Origin of the sequence: Bacteroides sp. 1001136B_160425_E2 (assembly GCF_015559655.1) — a bacterium.
Taxonomy (GTDB): Bacteria; Bacteroidota; Bacteroidia; order Bacteroidales; family Bacteroidaceae; genus Bacteroides; species Bacteroides luhongzhouii.
This window is the reverse complement of sequence record NZ_JADMQH010000013.1, coordinates 160,136-178,182: the sequence shown is the minus strand read 5'-3', so window position 1 is coordinate 178,182 and position 18,047 is coordinate 160,136. Positions and strand designations below refer to the sequence as shown.

The following is an 18,047-nucleotide window of genomic DNA, read 5'->3' as shown; positions in this document are numbered from 1 at the left end:
ATGCTTTTATTTTTTAGGGTAATATACTTGTGGTGTAACGCTGTGAGTTACAATCTCTCTCAATTCACGAAGGTTGGCTATTTCTCCTTTAGCCATAGCCTGTGTCAGAATGTTCCCCATTGCAGTGGCTTCTACCGGACCTGCATAAACGGGAATACCGAGTTCGTCAGCTGTCAGTTGGTTGAGTAATTGGTTTTGTGATCCTCCGCCGATGATGTTTAGCTGACGGATCGGAGAGGGGAGACAACGGTTGAGCTGTTCCACCGCCTGCCGATATTTGAAAGCTAATGATTGGAGTACACATCTCACGGTTTCTGCTTTGTTTTTAGGCACTTGTAAATCATGATGCCGACAATAATGAATAAGAGCGTTTTCCATATTTTCCGGATTCATGAATGTTGCGTCATCTACAGGGATAATGGTTACAATCTTTGCTTCGGCAGCTTGCGGGAGGATTATATCATAATTTTGTTCTTCGCCACATGCTTTCCATTCACTCATCAAGCGTTGTAAAATCCATAATCCTGTTATATTCTGTAGGAAACGGATTTTGCCGTCTATACCTCCTTCATTGGTGAATTGAGCTTTTCTTGCTTCTTCCGTCAATATGGGGGCATCCACTTCCACTCCCAGTAGCGACCAAGTGCCGGAACTAAGGAAAGCGATAGGACTTTCTACGGCAGGAACAGCAGCGACAGCACTGGCTGTGTCGTGTGAACCGACGGCAATAACGTCTATGGCACCCAGTCCCGTTTCACGGGCAATATCCTCTTTCAGAGTTCCTCTGATTGTTCCGGGGAGAATAACTTTGCCGAACAGATGTTCGGGAAGACCTAAGGCACGTATGGTATCCAGTGACCAATTCCGCGATTTGGCATCGAGTAATTCGGAGGTGGAGGCGATGCAATATTCATTATTGGCTACTCCTGTCAGGAAATAACTGAAAAGGTCGGGCATGAATAAAAGTTGCCGGGCAACTTCCAACTGCGCATCTTGATGCTGTTTCATGCTGTAAAGTTGAAACAGCGTATTGATGGGCATCGCCTGAATACCGGTGTCAGCATAGTGTTGGCGTTCATCCAATAACTTGAATACTTCTGCCGGTATTCCCTCTGTTCTTGCGTCCCGATAACAGACTGGATTTCCTAACAGGTTTCCATGCTTGTCAATCAGTCCGAAATCCACTCCCCAGGTGTCAATACCAATACCCTTTACGGCATATCCTTTTTGTGCAGCCAGTTTCAGTCCGGTTTTCATATCTTCAAACAGAGCTAGGAAATCCCAGTAGATATGATTTCCTAGTTTGACTTGCCGGTTGGAAAAGCGGTATACCTCTTCCAACTCCAGTTTGCCATGGCAAAGGAAGCCGGCGATGATCCGTCCACTTCCGCCTCCGAAGTCTGCTGCTAAATAAGTGTGTTTAATGGAATCTTTCATGGTATTGCCCGGATACTAGTTGTTTTTCTTTCCTAATACGTAGATTTCCAGGTCTTCAATTTCTGTCGGTGTGAGTACTGAATAATCACCACCGGATTGAACGATGATGCGGCAAGCCATTTCAAAAAAGGTAGCCCGTTCGTATACTTGATCGAAGTCTTTTCCGCATACCACTTGCCCGTGGTTGGTCAGTAAAACCGAGTTATGCTTTAGCATGGCTTCTACCACGGCTTTTGCCAGTTCCGGTGAGCCGGGACGATAATACGGAATCACAGGTATTTCCGAACCTACATGGCAGGGAATTTCTGCTGTTACGTTGAAGTTTGTCGGTTTGTTCTTCATGCAGGAGACAGCTGTGGCATATTCCGATTGGAAGTGGAGAACGACATTGACGTCCGGACGTTCGCGGAGAATCCCTAAATGGAATGTACTTTCCATAGAAGGCTTTACACCGTTGGTAGGAGTACCGCTGGCAATATGGCAGATAGAGACTTTTTCTTTGCCAAGTGTGGGAACCCAGGAACCCGTACCGGAAATCAATGCTTCTTCGCCGATTCTCCAGGAAAGGTTACCGCTGCTGCAAAGCATTAACTTTGCATCCCCATAACGGTGTGCTTGTTCGATGAACTGTTCTATATGTTCGTTGGTAATCATAATTACAAAGATAAATTATTAATTGATAAGTCGTATTTTAAAAATCATTTTAGGCACGGATTACACGGTTTTTAGAAGTATGATTGCATAAAGTAACAGTGTAATCCGCATAATCCGTGCCTGAATTAAAATTATTTGTAGATAGGACCATAAGTTGCACAAGCTCTGTAATCTGATCCTTCTTTGTCCATGCCGAAGGCGTTCCAGGCTGCCGGACGGAATATCTCGTTGTCTTCTACGTTGTGCATGCATACCGGGATGCGGAGCATGGAAGCAAGAGTGATTAAGTCCTGACCGATATGTCCATAGCTGATGGCTCCATGGTTGGCTCCCCAGTTATTCATTACAGAATATACATCTTTGAAGGCCGGTTTTTCACACAGGCGGGGTACAAACCAGGTGGTAGGCCATGTAGGATCTGTACGCATATTGAGTTTCTGATGGATTTCCGGATCAATTTCCACTGTCCATCCTTCTGCGATTTGCAGGACAGGGCCTAGGCCTTTAATCAGGTTGAGGCGCATCATGGTTACGGGCATTCCGCCTTTTGACAGGAAGTTTGAAGAGAAGCCGCCACCACGGAAGTAGTCACGGTCTGCCGGATACCAGGTAGTTGCTTTCAGGCAGTTTTCTACGTCTGTGTCAGTCAGGTTCCATGGCTCTTTCATAACCGGATTGCCTGCTGCGTCTAATGATTGGCCGGAACCGTCGAGAGTCGTTGCGCCGGAATTGATAAGATGGATGATACCATTTGCTGCCAATCCGCTCAATTCTTTGCCGGTTACACGTTTCACGGCTTCAGGGCTCCAGTAAGTACGTACATCGGAGAATATTTGGGCGCGGTTAGTCAATAAATGTCCGAACAGCATAGCTACGCCGTTGCAGGCATCGTTCTCGGTAGCTACAACAAATGCTTCACGGATACCGTTCCAGTCAAAAGAAGTATTGAGTAAAGCTTCCGGATAGTCACCATTAGGATAAAAGTCTGTCCATTGGCGTTGTCCCTGGAAACCGGCTGCAATGGCATTGTGTCCCAAGGCTTCTTCCTTGAATCCCATTTCTTTCAATTTGGGATTTCCGGTCATCAAGTCGCGCATGATAATCGTCATCTTTACAATGAATTCCCAATCAGCGTCTTTCTGTTCACGGGTTTTACGCTTTTCAGGACGGTTCTTGAAGTCTTCACCTTCGTTTATCTTGCAATTTTTTTCAGTCCAGGCCATGGCTTTGGCGTATTCTTCGTGGTCATAGATGCCTTCGTCCATTCGGCGGATGATTTCTGTGAGGTCTATTGACTCATTACGCATTCCCAAATACTCCTGGAAGAAATCAGGATTAACGATAGAACCGGCGATACCCATAGATACACTGCCCATTGACAGGTAGGATTTGCCTCTCATCGTAGCTACTGCCTGTGCGGCACGTGCAAAGCGAAGAATCTTTTCTGATACATCTTCAGGGATTGCGTTATCGTCCAAATCTTGAACGTCGTGTCCGTAGATACCGAAGGCAGGAAGACCTTTTTGTGCATGTCCGGCAAGTACGGCAGCAAGGTATACAGCTCCCGGACGTTCTGTGCCATTGAATCCCCAAACAGCTTTCGGATAATGTGGGTTCATATCCATCGTTTCAGCGCCATAACACCAGCAGGAAGTGACGGTAATGGTAGAGCCGACCCCTTCTCTTTCAAACTTCTCTGCGCAAGCTGCACTTTCGGCTACGCGTCCGATCGTGCTATCGGCAATGACACATTCCACCGGACTGCCATCACCGTTTTTCAGGTTGCTGCTTATTAACTCGGCTACTGCTTTTGCCAAATTCATTGTTTTTTCTTCAAGGCTTTCGCGAACGCCACCCTGGCGACCATCGATTGTGGGACGAATCCCGATTTTAGGATACTTTTTCATGGTTTCTTTATATTAAAGGATTAATTAATATCTGTGCTGAACTGTGCTGATATATTCGCAAAAAAAATTAAAGCGACTTTCGAAGTCTTACTTCCGTCGGCAAGAACTTCTGCACCGGTACATTATTGAGAACGAAATTGGCAGCTTCGTTTCCCATCATTTCCCAATCAATACTCAACGAGGTTATTCCTTCATCAATCACTTCATAGGAAGGAATATCATTGTACGCCAACAGGCCAAAATCTTTTCCGCATTTCAGCCCTTCCAATCTTCCTTGTTTCACTACCTTTACTACGTCTTGTTGTTTGATGGCGATATAGGCAACTCCCTTACGTACGATTAGATTCTCAATATCCTCCTGTATTTCACAGAGGAATCCTTGTTCCTGACAGAAACGGGTAAAATACACCTTACTGCTTTGGGGGTGTTTCAGGCTTTTGGGAAACAGAAAAACGAGTTGGTGATAGTTCTTCAACCTTTCCTTGAGCTGATTTAATGCCTGATAGAAAGATTCATCAAAATCCTGGCAGATATATGAATACTTTTCTTTTTCAAATTTGCCGAAATCGAGAAGTAATAATCTTGAAGGATTAATTTTATTGAGAACAGTGCTGAGTTTCTCGTTATCGAAATTCATCACAATGTATTTGTTGTATTTTCCGATGGATTCCCGGAGGATTGTATTGAACAACCGTTCGTTATATTGATGAAACAATAAGTCTACCTTATAGTTAATAGGCAGATGTCTGACGAAACTATTGTATAAAGCTTCTTTGAATGGAGTATATTGGTCGAGCAGCAATAAGACATTTGTCACCAGGCTCGTCACATAATATCCTTTGCCGGGAGTGGAGTCGATCAGTCCTCGTTCGCGTAAATCAAGGAAAGCCTTGAAAACCGTATCACGTGATACTCCGTATTGAGCGCTTAACTGATTGATGGAAGGCAAAGAATCTCCTTCAAGAAATTCTTTCCTGGAAATCGCTTGGCTAAGTGCGTCCGCTAGTTGCGTAACCTTGCTTGCCTGTTGTCCGAATGTTGCCTTTTTATCAATTCGTTTCATGCTCGGAAAATAAATAATACTATGCTGAACTATGCTGATGCAAAGAAAGGTATTTTATTTTGAATGGAATAAATAATTTGATATGTTTTATAGCAGAAAGTAATAAAAAAATCCCCTCCGGCAGACCGGAGAGGATTTATTGCTTTTTCCTAATTTCTTGTTCGGAATCTGCTGAAATTTATTCAGCAGCAGCTTCTGTTGCAGGAGCTTCTTCAGCCGGAGCTGCGGCAGCTTCTTCTGCAGGTGCTTCAGCAGCAGCTTTTTCAGCAGCTTCAGCAGCTTTCTTTTCAGCGAGTGCTTTTGCTTTCACTTCGTTGATTTTCTTTTCTGCTTCCAGACGTGCTTTAGCTTCAGCTTTCTTAGCCTCGTCTTGTTTAGCTTTCAAAGTAGCCAAACCTGACTGTTTGTTGTTTTTCCAAGCTTCGAATTTAGCTTCTGCTTCTGCTTCTCCGAATGCGCCTTTTGCCACACCGCCCAGAAGATGTTTCTTCATGTAAACTCCTTCACGAGAAAGGATGTTACGTACAGTGTCACTTGGTTGTGCACCTTTCAGTACCCATGCCAATGCAGCGTCGAAATTCAAATCTACTGTAGCAGGATTGGTGTTAGGGTTGTAAGTACCAATCTTCTCAATAAATTTACCATCACGTGGTGCTCTGCTGTCTGCAATTACAATTGAATAGAACGCGTAACTTTTACGTCCGTGTCTCTGCAATCTGATTCTAGTTGCCATTTTAAATAATTGTTTTTAATGATTGATTTGAATTATGCTATTATCTCGTAATAGCGGGCACAAAGATACGGCTTTTCTTTTGATTGACAAACATTTCGCATCTTTTTTACGAATACCGTTTCGGATAGCGGAACAAAATCGCGAGCAGGGCGCATGCTCCCATTGTAAATGGATAGTAGAGATTTCCGATGATACTGATAGGGGAGATGCTGGCAAGTCCCGCTGCAATTAGCATCTGCGCTCCATAGGGGATAATTCCTTGTATCAGGCAGGAGAAAGTATCGAGGATACTGGCTGTTTTTCTTCGGTCGAGATGGAATTTCACGGCAATATCTTTGGCAATCGGTCCTGTTGTGATAATGGCAATCGTGTTGTTGGCAGTACATAAATTGGCGATACTAACGAGAGCAGCGATGCTTAGTTCGGCTCCTCTTTTACCATTGACGTGGCGGGTGAGTTTCCGGATAATGAAATCGATACCACCGTTATAACGGATTGTTTCGAGCATCCCTCCGGCCAGTAGAGTGATAATAATCAATTCTCCCATTCCTGTAATTCCTGTTCCCATGGCACCAAACCAGTCGAAGATTCCGAAGCTGCCGGTAGCGATGCCAATGATGCCACTTGTCAATATACCTATTATGAGTACGAGCATCACGTTCATTCCGGCAATGGCTGTTCCTAATACTATTATATAAGGTATAACTTTTATCCATTCGATGTTTTGTGTTTGGACGGGAGCAGTAATGGACAGTCCCTGAAATATGTAAATTCCCAATACAATGATGGCTGCCGGAATGACAATCATAGAATTTACCCGGAATTTATCACGCATTACACATTCCTGGGTTTTTGTTGAAGCAATGGTGGTATCGGAGATAAAAGATAGGTTGTCTCCGAAAAAGGAGCCGCCTATTACAATAGCTACCATAAAAGGGAGAGCTATTTCTGTCTTTTCTGCCAGTCCTACGGCAACGGGAGTAAGAGCGACAATAGTTCCTACGCTGGTTCCGATGGATAAAGAGATGAAACAGGCGGCAATAAAGATACCTGCCAGCAACAGGTTATCCGGAAGAATATGCAGTGTCAGATTGACGGTGGCATCGATTGCCCCCATTTGCTTTGCACTTTGAGCAAAAGCTCCGGCAAGAATGAATATCCATATCATCAGGAGGATATTCTTATTGGCAGCTCCTACCGAGAATTGATAGATACGCTGGTCCAGTTTCAAGCCGCGTGTAATGGCGATGGCATAACAGGAAGAGATGAGAAAAGCCACTGTGATAGGCACTTTATAAAAGTCGTTGACGAGGATGGAAGTCACCAGATAGAGGCAGAGGAATACGAGTAACGGGCTCAATGCCCACCAGTTTCCGGGACGGTCTTTATGTATTTTTTCTTCAGTCATAAATGAAAGTAGTACTATTTGTTCGAACTGCAAAGATAGTAAGGAAACACATAAGTAGTATGAAAGGCTCAAATTTTCATCTTTTATTTTTCCGTTTGAGTCCCTTCTTTTTCCGCTTTGGAAACTTAAAGATGAGTGTTTTCTACCTTTTCCATTATTTTCGTACCGTTGATAATATAACTAATTTAAGAATAGAATGACAACGACTAAATTTTTAATGTACATGTTCTTTAGCTGTCTGCTTGCGTCATGTGACGCAGGAGAAAAGAAAATGGATGAGCCGGTACGAATCAAAGTGGCGGAGGTGGAAATATCGCTTCCTTCTGCGGAGCGTGAGTTTTCGTTTATCTCGAAACCATTCAAAGAAACGGAACTTTCTTTTCGGGTAGGTGGACCCATTGACCGTTTTGAAGTATATGCCGGAAATTTTTATCATCGTGGAGATATTATTGCTGAAATAGACTCTCGTGATTTTCGTATTCGCAAAGAGCAGGCAGAGGCAATTTATAATCAGGCGAAAGCGGAATTTGAACGAATAAAAGTGTTGTATGAGAAAAGTAATTTATCAGCCAGTGCTTATGAAAAGGCATGTGCGGATTATACTTCTGCCAAAACAGCTTTTGAAACAGCAACGAATGAATTATATGATACAAAGTTGATTGCACCTTTTGCCGGATATGTCGGAGAAGTATATATTGAGAAATATCAGGATGTGAAAGCAACCCAACCTGTTATTTCCTTTATTGATATCACTCAATTGAAGATAGAAGCATATGTCACACAGGATATTGCGCTTCAAGCCCATAGAATCAAAGAAGTTGGGATTCGGTTTGATGCTTGTCCGGATACCATATATCCGGCAAAAGTCGTAGAAATATCCAAAAGTACGACCCGAAATAACCTTTCTTTTCTGATGACAGCTTTATTGCCGAATAAAGAGAGCAAGTGGCCGGCAGGAATGTCCGGAAAAGTACAGTTCGGCTCTCCGTCTTCATCTGTGGCGTCCATGATTGTTATACCGCAGACTGCTCTTAACCATCGTCCTGTTGATGGCGATTATGTGTGGACTGTGGACAAGAGCACCGGGAAAGTATCGAAACGGAAAATTGTTATGGGAGCATTGCTTCCGAATGGGAAGGTCGAAGTGAAAAGTGGATTGCAGGTGGGAGAAATGATTGCTGTCAGCAAACTGCGTTTCCTTTCGGAAGGTATGTCGGTAGATGTCATATCGCAGCAACAAGAGACCTCCATCACTGCTCAAAAGTAAGTTTGAACGTATGAAATTTATAAAATATTTCTTGCAGAAGCGGTCGGTGACTATTCTGCTGTTGATATTGGTGTTGGGAGGAGGACTGCTTGCTTATGTCAAGATGGGTAAACTGGAAGATGCTCCATTTACTATAAAACAAGCATTGGTGTTGACTCCTTATTCGGGTGCTTCTCCTTCTGAAGTGCAGTCGCAGGTGACTGATGTATTGGAAGAATCGATACAGTCTTTGGGTGAATTATATTATCTGAAAACAGAAAACAGAGCAGGGCTTTCCAAGATAACGGTTTATGTGAAAAAGGAAATTCGTGCGGACGAAATGCAGCAGCTGTGGGATAAACTTCGGCGGAAGGTGAACGATGTACAGTCGAAACTGCCGGCAGGAGCGGGGCCGTCTGTTGTGAATGATGATTTTGGTGATGTGCTGGGTGTTTTCTATGGACTGACAGGGGAAGGATATTCTTATCGTGAGTTGGAGGAACAGGCCAAACTTATTAAAAATGAATTGCTTAAAGTAAAGGATGTAGCAAAGGTCGAGATTTATGGAGTACAACCCCCGACGATTGATGTGATACTCACTCCTTCCGTTATGGCACAAAGCGGGATTACTACAATGGATATTTCCCGGGCTTTTGATGCGCAAAACAGAGTTGTAGATGCCGGAGGAATCGATGCCGGTGTGAACAGGATACGGATTGAATCAACCGGAAATTTCTATTCTTTGGATGATATAAGGAATATGACAATCGTATCGCGTACAGGAGAACATTTCCGGTTGGCAGATATTGCGGAGATCAAAGAAAGTTATCAGTCGCCTTCCAGTAATAAAATGCGTATTGATGGAAATCCTGCGGTAGGCATTGCCATATCTACTGTGCCAACAGGAAATGTGGTAGATATGGCAGAAGCTGTGAAGGATAAGATTGAACAGTTTGCAGAAACAATGCCTGACGGATTTGAGTTGCAGACGATTTATGATCAAGGTTATGAATCGGCAGTGGCAAATCAAGGGTTTATCCTGAATCTGATTATCTCTGTGGTGACGGTCGTCGCTATTCTGTTATTTTTTATCGGATTCAAAAATGGAATTCTGATAGGCAGTGGCTTGGTATTCTCTATTTTTGCAACGTTGATTGTGATGCTGACGCAAGGAATAGCTTTGCAGCGTATGTCGTTGGCTGCCATTATTATTGCAATGGGAATGTTGGTGGATAACGCGATTGTTGTGTCCGATTCAGCATTAGTCAATATGCAGCGGGGCATGCGTAAACGAGTGGCTATTATGCGGGCCTGCTCTTCAACTGCGTTGCCACTGTTAGCGGCAACTATCATTGCGATTCTAACTTTTTTACCTATATATTATTCGCCACATATCACCGGCGAATTACTGTCATCCTTAGTTGTAGTTATCGGCGTTTCGCTGATGTTCAGTTGGGTTTTTGCGTTGACGCAGACTCCTTTTTTCATTCAGGAGTTTGTCCGTCGGCCTAGACCCAACGAACTAAAGGCAGCTCTTTTTGCAGGTAAATATTACGACAAGTTTCGCGGTGCATTGAGATGGGTGATTCGTTATCGGTATGCAACAATCGGTTGTATGGTTGTGATGCTAGTGTTGTCGGCCTGGAGTTTTAAGTTTATTCCGAAAGTATTTGTTCCTGCATTGGACAAGCAATATTTCACTTTGGATATGTGGCTGCCCGAAGGAACACAGATTGACGAGACCGACCGGCAGGCAATGGACATGGCAACATATATCCGGGAGCAATCGGAGACGGAGATGGTATCAACTTATGTTGGAAGAACTCCGCCACGCTATTATCTGTCGAATGTTTCTTTTGGGCCTCAATCCAATTATGCACAAATATTGGTGAAGTGTAAGACATCAAAGCTATCTCGCCAGTTACATGCCCGTTTACAGGATTCCATTTCGTTGAAATATCCTGATCCTTTGATAAAAGTGAATAAGTTTGAGTTGAGTCCGCTGACGGAAGCTGTTATTGAAGCCCGTTTCTTGGGACCGGACCCGGCTGTACTCGATTCGTTGGTTGGTCAGGCCATTGAGGTTATGCGACGAAATCCTAAAGTCGCAGATGCCCGCAATGAGTGGGGGAATATGTCGATGGTGATTCGTCCGGTGTATGATCCGGTGAAGGCCGGAGCATTGGGAATTACGAAAGCTTCCATGATGGAGTCTGTCAAATCTATTAATGACGGATTGCCTGTCGGCATTTATCGGGACGATGAAAAGAAAGTTCCTGTACTGTTGAAATCGGGATGTGTAGATATTACGGATGCTAATGCGTTAGGAGATTTTTCGAGTTGGAACGGCGAGAAGTCGGCTCCGCTTTCGCAAGTGACCGAAAAAATAGAAACGACATGGGAATTTCCGCAAATAAGAACCTACAATCGTCAACTGTCTATGGCAGCTATGTGTGGTGTGAAACCGGGGTATACTATGGCGGAAGTGCATGGTGAGATACGGAAAGAGATTGAAGAAATTCAGCTTCCGGAAGGGTATACTTTCTTTTGGGATGCTCAATATAAGGATCAGGGTGAAGCGATGCAGGCTATCGCGAAATATTTTCCGCTGGCATTTCTTGCGCTAGTGGTTATTTTGGTAGCACTGTTTGGCAATTTCCGTGAGCCGGTGATTATTATTTGCATTTTGCCTTTGTCGCTGATAGGAATTGCAGTCGGAATGTTGTTGACGGGATTTGATTTTGGATTTTTTCCTATAGCTGGTTGGCTGGGATTACTCGGAATGATTATAAAGAATGTAATTGTATTGATTGATGAGATTAATGTCCAGCACCGAAGCGGTGTTGATTTATATACTTCTATCATTGAAGCTACCGTCTCCAGAACCCGACCGGTCTTGATGGCGGCCACCACTACTATTTTCGGTATGGTACCTCTATTGTTTGATGTTGCTTTTGGAGGTATGGCCGCCACCATTATTTTCGGACTGACTTTTGCTACGGGGCTGACGTTGTTCGTTACGCCTGCCTTATATTCTATGTTCTATAAAGTAAAAGGAAAATAAAGATGAAAAAAAATATATTCAGCCTGTTGTTCAGTTGTTTCGCTTTTGGGGCTTTGCCGGTTTTAGGGCAACAAAGCGTATTGTTGGAGAAATATCGGACGATGGCATTAGATTATAATCATGATTTGAAGGCAGCCGAAAAGAATATTGCTGCCAGTGTGGAAGTCGAAAAATCAGCACGTGCGGATTTGAAACCCAAACTTTCCGGTGCAGCCAACTTCCAGTATACCGGAAACCCATTGGAATTGTCTTTGGATGTGCCTTCCTTAGGATTATCGAAGACTGTGGAAGGACAGCAGTTTAAGTATGGAGCTTCTCTTTCCATTCTTCAGCCGGTATATACGGGAGGGTATGTGCTGGAGTCTATCCGTATGGCGCAACATCAACAATCTTTGGCGGGTAATCAGGTGAAAGTGCTGAATGATGCTGTTTGTTATCAAACGGATGTTCAATATTGGAGCGCCGTAGCTCGTCGGGAAATAGTCGATGTAGCTGAAGATTTTCGCAATTCGATCGCCTCTTTGGTCAAGACAATTAAAGAGAGGGTAGAGGTCGGTTTTGCTGATCCGCAAGACTTATTGATGGCGGAAGTGAAACTGAATGAAGCAGAATATCAGTTGCTTCAGGCACAGAGTAATTTAGAAACGGGACGGATGGCATTAAATTCTATAATTGGTGTTGATTTGGAGTTCTCGACGGAGTTGGATGAACAGATACCGCTGGTAGTGGTCGATGATTCTATTTGGGTATCTACCGGTACGGATCGTCCTGAAATTCAAATAGCTTATGACAGGATTCGTATTGCTGAAAGTACAAAAAGGCTGAATGATTCGCGATTTAAACCTCAATTTTATGTAGGAATAGATGGGAGTTATTCGTCTCCCGGATACAACTTCCGGAAAGATTTAGATCCGAATTATGCAGTTTATGCAAAAGTGTCCGTACCCATTTTTGAGTGGGGAAAACGAAAAAGCGAAAAGCGGGCTGCTTCCTTTCGAGTAGGGATGGCGGAAGATAACCTGAACAAGATAGTGGACCAAGTGGAATTGGAAATTAGCGTGGCACGTAAAGCCTTGTTACGGGCTATCGAGCGGGTGCGCTTGAGTGGAAGTTCGCTTGCCAAAGCAGAAGAAAATGAAGCAAAAGCGGTGGAACGCTATAATGAGGGCAAAGTTTCTGTAGTGGAAGTGATTGACGCGCAAACTTACCGGCAAACTTCGCAAGTGAACTATGTAGAAGCGAAAGCATCCGCACAAGGCTATTATTCGGAATTAATAAAAGCGCTTCATAGTTATGATTATCGGTAAAAAGCAGTAACTTTGTGTAAAAAGAATCTTATGGATATAAAACTAAACCATATACTATATAGTACGCTGTTTTCAGGATTAGGCGTCTTTTCTTTCTTTTTACTGGCCAACTATGTAGAACTTTCTGATAATGTGTTAGATGCATTATATTCTTTAGGGATGTTTCTGTTCTTCATTATCGCATTCAATTTACTGGGATATTCTACTGTTCATCTGACTACCTGGGTTGACAATCAGTATTCAGTGAATATTTATCGTCGCAGGAAGTTGATTCTTATTTATACAATGGTGATGGTGATGTTTTTTTTGCTTAATTATGGACTGCTAGTGACTGCCAAACTTTTGGTTGGTGCATCACATCCTTTTGTCTTTCCCAATGGAGGGTGGCGTATATTGATAGTAGTCTGGCTAGTGGAGTTAGTGATTTTAGGCTTACTGCTTGCTAACCGATCTATGCAACACTCGCTTAAATTACAGAAGCAGGCGGCCACTTTGCAAGAAGAAAATAATATAGCACGCTATACAGCTCTTCAAAATCAGTTGAATCCGCATTTCTTGTTCAATAGTCTGAATACATTGATTTCTGAAATCCGATATAATCCTAAAAATGCGGAATTGTTCACACAACATCTTTCTGATGTGTATCGTTATATTCTTCAATGTCAGAAGCAGCGCTTGGTGACGCTGAAAGATGAACTAGGTTTTCTTGATTCATATATCTTCCTTCATCAAGTTCGATTAGGCAATTGCATTCATGTTCACAACTATATTTCAGATAAATGTGAGGAGATGAAGATGCCACCTTTGACACTTCAATTATTGGTAGAGAATGTTATCAAACACAATGTTATTCATTCGGGAAAACCGATGGTTATTGAATTGTGTAGTGTAGAAGAACCTCCGGCCTTGATAATTAGTAATCCGATTCGAACTAAAAAATGCGGAGTAGTTTCGGGGATGGGTTTGAAGAACCTTTCTGCCCGTTACAAACTCCTTTGCAATCGGGATATTGTGATAGAAAATAAAACGGATAAATTTATCGTAAAAACTCCCTTATTTCCATGAATAAAATAAAAGTTGCTATTATAGAAGATGAAGTGCCGGCAGCACGTTTGTTACATGAGATGATACAGTCACTTCGTCCGGATTGGGAGGTGATGATTCTACCCGGTACTATTGAAGAATCCGTTGAATGGTTTCGCACAAATTCTCATCCGGAACTCCTGTTTCTGGACATTCAGTTGACAGATGGCAACTCATTTATGTTGATTGAACAGGCTCGCCCGGATAGTATGATTGTTTTTACCACCGCTTACGACGAATATGCTGTTCGTGCTTTTACCGTGAATAGCATTGATTATTTGTTGAAACCGATTCATCAGGAACGCTTATTGCAGACTATTGAGCGTTTCGAGAATCTGACGGAAAAATATATTCATGATTTTAATCGGGAGAACCGTTTATTGGAAGTGTTGGAGAGTTTGTCTGATATTCAAAGGCTTCCGGGAATAGAAAATAAAAGATATCGTACTCGTTTTCTTATTTCTTCCGGTAATAAACTTTTTACGTTGGCAGTGAGTGATGTCTCTTATTTCTATTCAGAGAACAAACTCACTTTTGTAGTTACCAGGAATAATAAAGAATATGTTTTGGATTTTTCATTGGATAAACTTTGCGAACAATTGGATCCGGATGTGTTCTTTCGGACCAATCGCCAGACACTCGTTTCCGTGGATGCTATTCAGCGTATCGAACCTTATTTTCTGGGTAAGGTCGTTGTGCACGTCTTACCTCCCTTCAAAGATAAAATCATAGTCAGTAAAGATAAAATAGCCGCTTTCAAAGTGTGGCTAAATTATTGATTTTCGTTTTATAGCAGGATGATGCGTTTTTGCATGATGTCCATCAATTGGGCTTTCAGTTGGTGTGCATTAATAGGCTTAGGCATATAACCGTCGAATCCACTCTCTATCACTTTCTGCTCATCTGAAGCATAGGCAAAGGCGGTAATGGCAATGATAGGGACTTTAGCCGAGTATTTCCGGATTTCTTTGGTTGCTTCGTAGCCATCCATGACGGGCATATTGATGTCCATTAATATAATTTGCGGATTATACTTTTTGAATATTTCTACTGCCTCTTGTCCATTCCAGGCATGAATCAATTGATACTCTCCCTTTAATATGGATGCAAACAGTTTATAGTTGCTGTCATTATCTTCTGCTATCAGAATGCTGAACTTGTTTTTTTCTATGGTTATTGGTTGAATTTCCATCTTTTGGGTATTTTCATCTACAGCCATTGCGGGCTTGTATGGTAGTGTGAACCAGAATGTCGAACCTTTTCCTTCTTCCGAGTCTACTCCGATAAAACCTCCCATACGTTCGACTAATGTGTGGCAGATAGAAAGTCCTAATCCTGTACCTTGTTGAAAGCTGTTTAGTTTGACGAAGCGTCCGAAAATGCTTTTCTGTTTGTCTTTAGGTATGCCGCAACCGGTATCACTGACATAAAAATAGATTTCGTTGTCGCGAAGTTCATAGCCAAAACGAATATACCCTTCGGCCGTAAATTTGATAGCATTGCTTATCAGATTGATGAGTAACTGCGATAGACGGTTCTTTTCAGTATGTATAAAGCAGGTTTCCATTGTCGGATGGCAACTTAGCTGTACTTTGTCCGATTTGATTTTTAGCTGTAATGAGCTTGTTAACTCATTCATCACTTTATTCAAGTCTATGTTGGAATACTGAAATTCCAATGTCCCGGCTTCAATCTTTGATAAATCCAGAATATCGCTGATTAATTGTAGTAACAGAGTATTATTGTTTTCAATGATGCTCACGTACTCCTGTTTTTCTTCTTCTTCCTCCGTTGATGCCAATATACCGGAAAAACCGACAATGGCGTTGAGAGGAGTACGGATTTCATGGCTCATATTTGCAAGGAAAGCAGATTTGAGGCGATTGGATTCTTCTGCCCGGTCTCGGGCTGTAGTTAACTCCATTTCCATCTTTTTCCGTTTGGTGATAACTAGCGAGGAGCCTACCAGCGTTAGTGGCTTTCCGTTTTCATCACGAGTCTCTACGGCAGCCTGTGCTTCCACCCATTCTATTCTGTGGATGTTATTTTGTATGTTGACTATACGATATTCTTCCCTTACCTTATCCAAGCGTCCTTCTAGCAGATCTTCGTAGGCCTTTTCTACACGCTTGCGGTCTTCTTTGAATATCTTAGAGAAGTATTGAGAGTCGGGCACTGCCAACTGTTCTTCATTTATATTATCTTCATTTGTGCTAAGTTCAATGGGCTTGTTGATGTCGCAAAGTATTGTTTTGCTTAATAAATCCCATTTCCAGGGCACAATATTGGCTACGTCCAGTGCCATTGCGAGCTTATTGTTGGTAGCACTCAATTTTTGTTGGGCTTTGTATAGTTCAGTACTGTCCAGACAGAAAATATCAACAATGTTATTGTGGTGAGTACCTTTCAGGACTATATCATAAAATGCATCTATCTGTTTGAAATAATATGGGAAGGTGATAGCTCTGTTTTCAGTAAGTGACATTTTGGTGAAATGCAGGAATTCCTTCATAGATTCCGGGAATAACTCACTAGCCTTTTTGCCTATAACCTCTTCTTTGCGGAAGAAATTTTTCTCAAAATGAGAGTTTACATTTCGGTATATTAACTCTATTGGTGTGCCTTCTTCGTTCATGATTAATTCTTCTTGCATATAAAGTATAGGCATATTGTTAATCAGGTTCTTGTAGGAAGTCATTGCGTCAATCTCTTTCTGTTGTAGTTTCTTTAATTTATTCAGATGATTGATACGGTATTGGAAGAATAGAGCAAACAGTATGAAACAAACTATCACTCCTAAAATGAAATATCCGTATTGTTCCCAAAATGTGGGTGGCTTATTAAAGAAAATTGTGTCGGAAGGGCATAATCTCGGGGATAATCCTTTGCGGAGCAATACACTGTAATTGATCGTAGGGGCCGCGTCCGTAGGCTCGTAAAAAGGAATATCGGCTGCCTGTTTCCCATTTAGTATTGATTGGACTGCTTGTCTTATTTTTTGATTGTATCTGTCTTGGTCGTAGATATATCCGCCTATCGTCCCTCCTGTGTTGTCTTTGATTGTCAACATACCAAGGCTGAACAAAGGAGCGGAAGTTGTTGAGATTAGCCGATGAGAATTTGTAACCAGCGAAGTGTTTCCGGCAAATGTATGTTTATAGAACCAGGAGGAAAAGAGTATTCCTGTTATTTTTGGGTCGATAGAATAAAGAGTATCCAACAAATGATTGATCTGCATCTTTTGAGGAGATATGAACTGATAATTGATACCCGGATGATTCTTCTTCAATTCTTGCTCGATAATTATGTTGTAAGTCTGGTTGTTTTGCCGTTCGTCACCGATAAATATGAAATTCTTTATGTTGGGAGTCATTCGGAAAATTAGTTCTATATTTTCTTTAATGTAGAAATTAGAATGTAAGAAAGTAAGATTGTATGTTTTGGCTATATCTGCAATTGGGATTCTCGCAGCTACGTCAATTGGTTTCTTTTGTAGATAAAATTCTTTCGGACCGATATAGTCTTCTTCGGCGCATAATATAATCGGGATATTTCCCCACATCTTCTTGAAGTCATCCCGTAATATCATACTGGAATTTCCTATTAATATCAGCATTCGTGGAGAATGTTGCCTATATTTTTCCAGGATCGTTTGTCTGAACTCTTTTAAGGTGGAGTCTGTGTCCATCATCAGCATGTTCATATGTTCGGTATAGAGTGCTAATTGAGGAAGAGTTTGTGTGTATGCGGTTATTGCAGAAATCATTCTAAAGCTCCAGGGAGCCGCTTCTGTATATGAGTTAATAATCAGAAGATAATTAGATGAATTCACTGAATCCTTTTGGGCTAGAGTCGGAGTCGTGAAAGAAAACAAGAAATAGAACGACAAAAAAAGTTTTATTAAATAGACAGTATTTGCTTTTGTTTGATTGTTTGTTGTCATTAAAATTAAATTTTCTGATGGTTTATTAAGTTTATGTGGTACAAAGATATTAATAATAAATGGATTAAACTTAATTTTGACCATAAAAAGTAAGAGGATGTTCTTTTCAGACACCCTCTTGTTGCACACAGAGAAACGCATCGTTTCTTTTAAAGGAACATGCTTTTCCATATTGGGATGTGTAGATTTGTGTTATAGTGTT

At 42.0% G+C, this 18,047-nt stretch carries 12 protein-coding genes; 5 read left to right on the top strand and 7 right to left on the bottom strand.

Translation table 11 applies throughout. From position 1 onward, the window contains the following. Window positions 1-6: 6 nt before the first annotated feature. The 6 genes from I2I04_RS14665 to I2I04_RS14640 all read right to left on the bottom strand — a co-directional run bounded on the left by I2I04_RS14665 (window position 7) and on the right by I2I04_RS14640 (window position 7,202). Entirely contained in the window at window positions 7-1,437 is a 1,431-nt protein-coding gene (locus I2I04_RS14665) for a rhamnulokinase (protein WP_195655332.1), read from the bottom strand. 15 nt (window positions 1,438-1,452) lie between these two features. Beyond that, the gene (locus tag I2I04_RS14660) at window positions 1,453-2,091 is read right to left on the bottom strand and encodes a class II aldolase/adducin family protein (RefSeq protein ID WP_143259908.1); all 639 of its coding nucleotides are present in this window, start codon (window positions 2,089-2,091) and stop codon (window positions 1,453-1,455) included. Between the two features lie 131 nt (window positions 2,092-2,222). Continuing rightward, entirely contained in the window at window positions 2,223-3,998 is a 1,776-nt protein-coding gene (fucI, locus tag I2I04_RS14655; RefSeq protein ID WP_195655331.1) for an L-fucose isomerase, read from the bottom strand. 67 nt (window positions 3,999-4,065) lie between these two features. Then, window positions 4,066-5,061, bottom strand: a complete 996-nt coding sequence (locus I2I04_RS14650) for a GntR family transcriptional regulator (RefSeq protein ID WP_195655330.1) — start codon at window positions 5,059-5,061, stop codon at window positions 4,066-4,068. 178 nt (window positions 5,062-5,239) lie between these two features. Beyond that, window positions 5,240-5,794 (bottom strand): 30S ribosomal protein S16, encoded by a 555-nt coding sequence (locus tag I2I04_RS14645; RefSeq protein ID WP_004300172.1) that lies wholly within the window; start codon window positions 5,792-5,794, stop codon window positions 5,240-5,242. Window positions 5,795-5,900: 106 nt separating this feature from the next. Beyond that, window positions 5,901-7,202, bottom strand: coding sequence for a Na+/H+ antiporter NhaC family protein (locus tag I2I04_RS14640; protein ID WP_128858173.1), 1,302 nt, complete (start codon window positions 7,200-7,202; stop codon window positions 5,901-5,903). Window positions 7,203-7,398: 196 nt separating this feature from the next. Here I2I04_RS14640 and I2I04_RS14635 point away from each other — a divergent pair, with 196 nt between their 5' ends. The 5 genes from I2I04_RS14635 to I2I04_RS14615 are packed head-to-tail and all read left to right on the top strand — an operon-like array spanning window position 7,399 to window position 14,681. Then, window positions 7,399-8,469 carry an efflux RND transporter periplasmic adaptor subunit gene (locus I2I04_RS14635; RefSeq protein WP_128858172.1) on the top strand — a complete coding sequence of 357 codons (1,071 nt, stop codon included), beginning with the start codon at window positions 7,399-7,401 and terminating at the stop codon, window positions 8,467-8,469. A gap of 10 nt (window positions 8,470-8,479) precedes the next feature. Then, window positions 8,480-11,512 (top strand): efflux RND transporter permease subunit, encoded by a 3,033-nt coding sequence (locus I2I04_RS14630; RefSeq protein ID WP_143259904.1) that lies wholly within the window; start codon window positions 8,480-8,482, stop codon window positions 11,510-11,512. Between the two features lie 2 nt (window positions 11,513-11,514). After that, window positions 11,515-12,819, top strand: coding sequence for a TolC family protein (locus I2I04_RS14625; protein WP_195655329.1), 1,305 nt, complete (start codon window positions 11,515-11,517; stop codon window positions 12,817-12,819). A 36-nt stretch (window positions 12,820-12,855) separates the two neighbouring features. Continuing rightward, window positions 12,856-13,884 (top strand): sensor histidine kinase, encoded by a 1,029-nt coding sequence (locus I2I04_RS14620; RefSeq protein ID WP_195655340.1) that lies wholly within the window; start codon window positions 12,856-12,858, stop codon window positions 13,882-13,884. Next, window positions 13,881-14,681, top strand: coding sequence for a LytR/AlgR family response regulator transcription factor (locus tag I2I04_RS14615; protein WP_143259902.1), 801 nt, complete (start codon window positions 13,881-13,883; stop codon window positions 14,679-14,681). The genes I2I04_RS14620 and I2I04_RS14615 overlap by 4 nt, the downstream gene beginning before the upstream one ends. Window positions 14,682-14,689: 8 nt before the next feature. On the opposite strand, the gene I2I04_RS14610 is transcribed toward I2I04_RS14615, so the two are convergent. Then, window positions 14,690-17,845 (bottom strand): ATP-binding protein, encoded by a 3,156-nt coding sequence (locus I2I04_RS14610; RefSeq protein ID WP_195655328.1) that lies wholly within the window; start codon window positions 17,843-17,845, stop codon window positions 14,690-14,692. Window positions 17,846-18,047: the final 202 nt, after the last annotated feature.

Bases quoted from the DNA above. Each gene is read 5' to 3' on its own strand.
- I2I04_RS14635 (WP_128858172.1), top strand. From the start codon at position 7,399: ATGACAACGACTAAATTTTTAATGTACATGTTCTTTAGCTGTCTGCTT.
- I2I04_RS14625 (WP_195655329.1), top strand. From the start codon at position 11,515: ATGAAAAAAAATATATTCAGCCTGTTGTTCAGTTGTTTCGCTTTTGGG.
- fucI (WP_195655331.1), bottom strand. From the start codon at position 3,998: ATGAAAAAGTATCCTAAAATCGGGATTCGTCCCACAATCGATGGTCGC.
- I2I04_RS14650 (WP_195655330.1), bottom strand. From the start codon at position 5,061: ATGAAACGAATTGATAAAAAGGCAACATTCGGACAACAGGCAAGCAAG.
- I2I04_RS14665 (WP_195655332.1), bottom strand. From the start codon at position 1,437: ATGAAAGATTCCATTAAACACACTTATTTAGCAGCAGACTTCGGAGGC.
- I2I04_RS14615 (WP_143259902.1), top strand. From the start codon at position 13,881: ATGAATAAAATAAAAGTTGCTATTATAGAAGATGAAGTGCCGGCAGCA.
- I2I04_RS14660 (WP_143259908.1), bottom strand. From the start codon at position 2,091: ATGATTACCAACGAACATATAGAACAGTTCATCGAACAAGCACACCGT.
- I2I04_RS14640 (WP_128858173.1), bottom strand. From the start codon at position 7,202: ATGACTGAAGAAAAAATACATAAAGACCGTCCCGGAAACTGGTGGGCA.
- I2I04_RS14610 (WP_195655328.1), bottom strand. From the start codon at position 17,845: ATGACAACAAACAATCAAACAAAAGCAAATACTGTCTATTTAATAAAA.
- I2I04_RS14630 (WP_143259904.1), top strand. From the start codon at position 8,480: ATGAAATTTATAAAATATTTCTTGCAGAAGCGGTCGGTGACTATTCTG.
- I2I04_RS14645 (WP_004300172.1), bottom strand. From the start codon at position 5,794: ATGGCAACTAGAATCAGATTGCAGAGACACGGACGTAAAAGTTACGCG.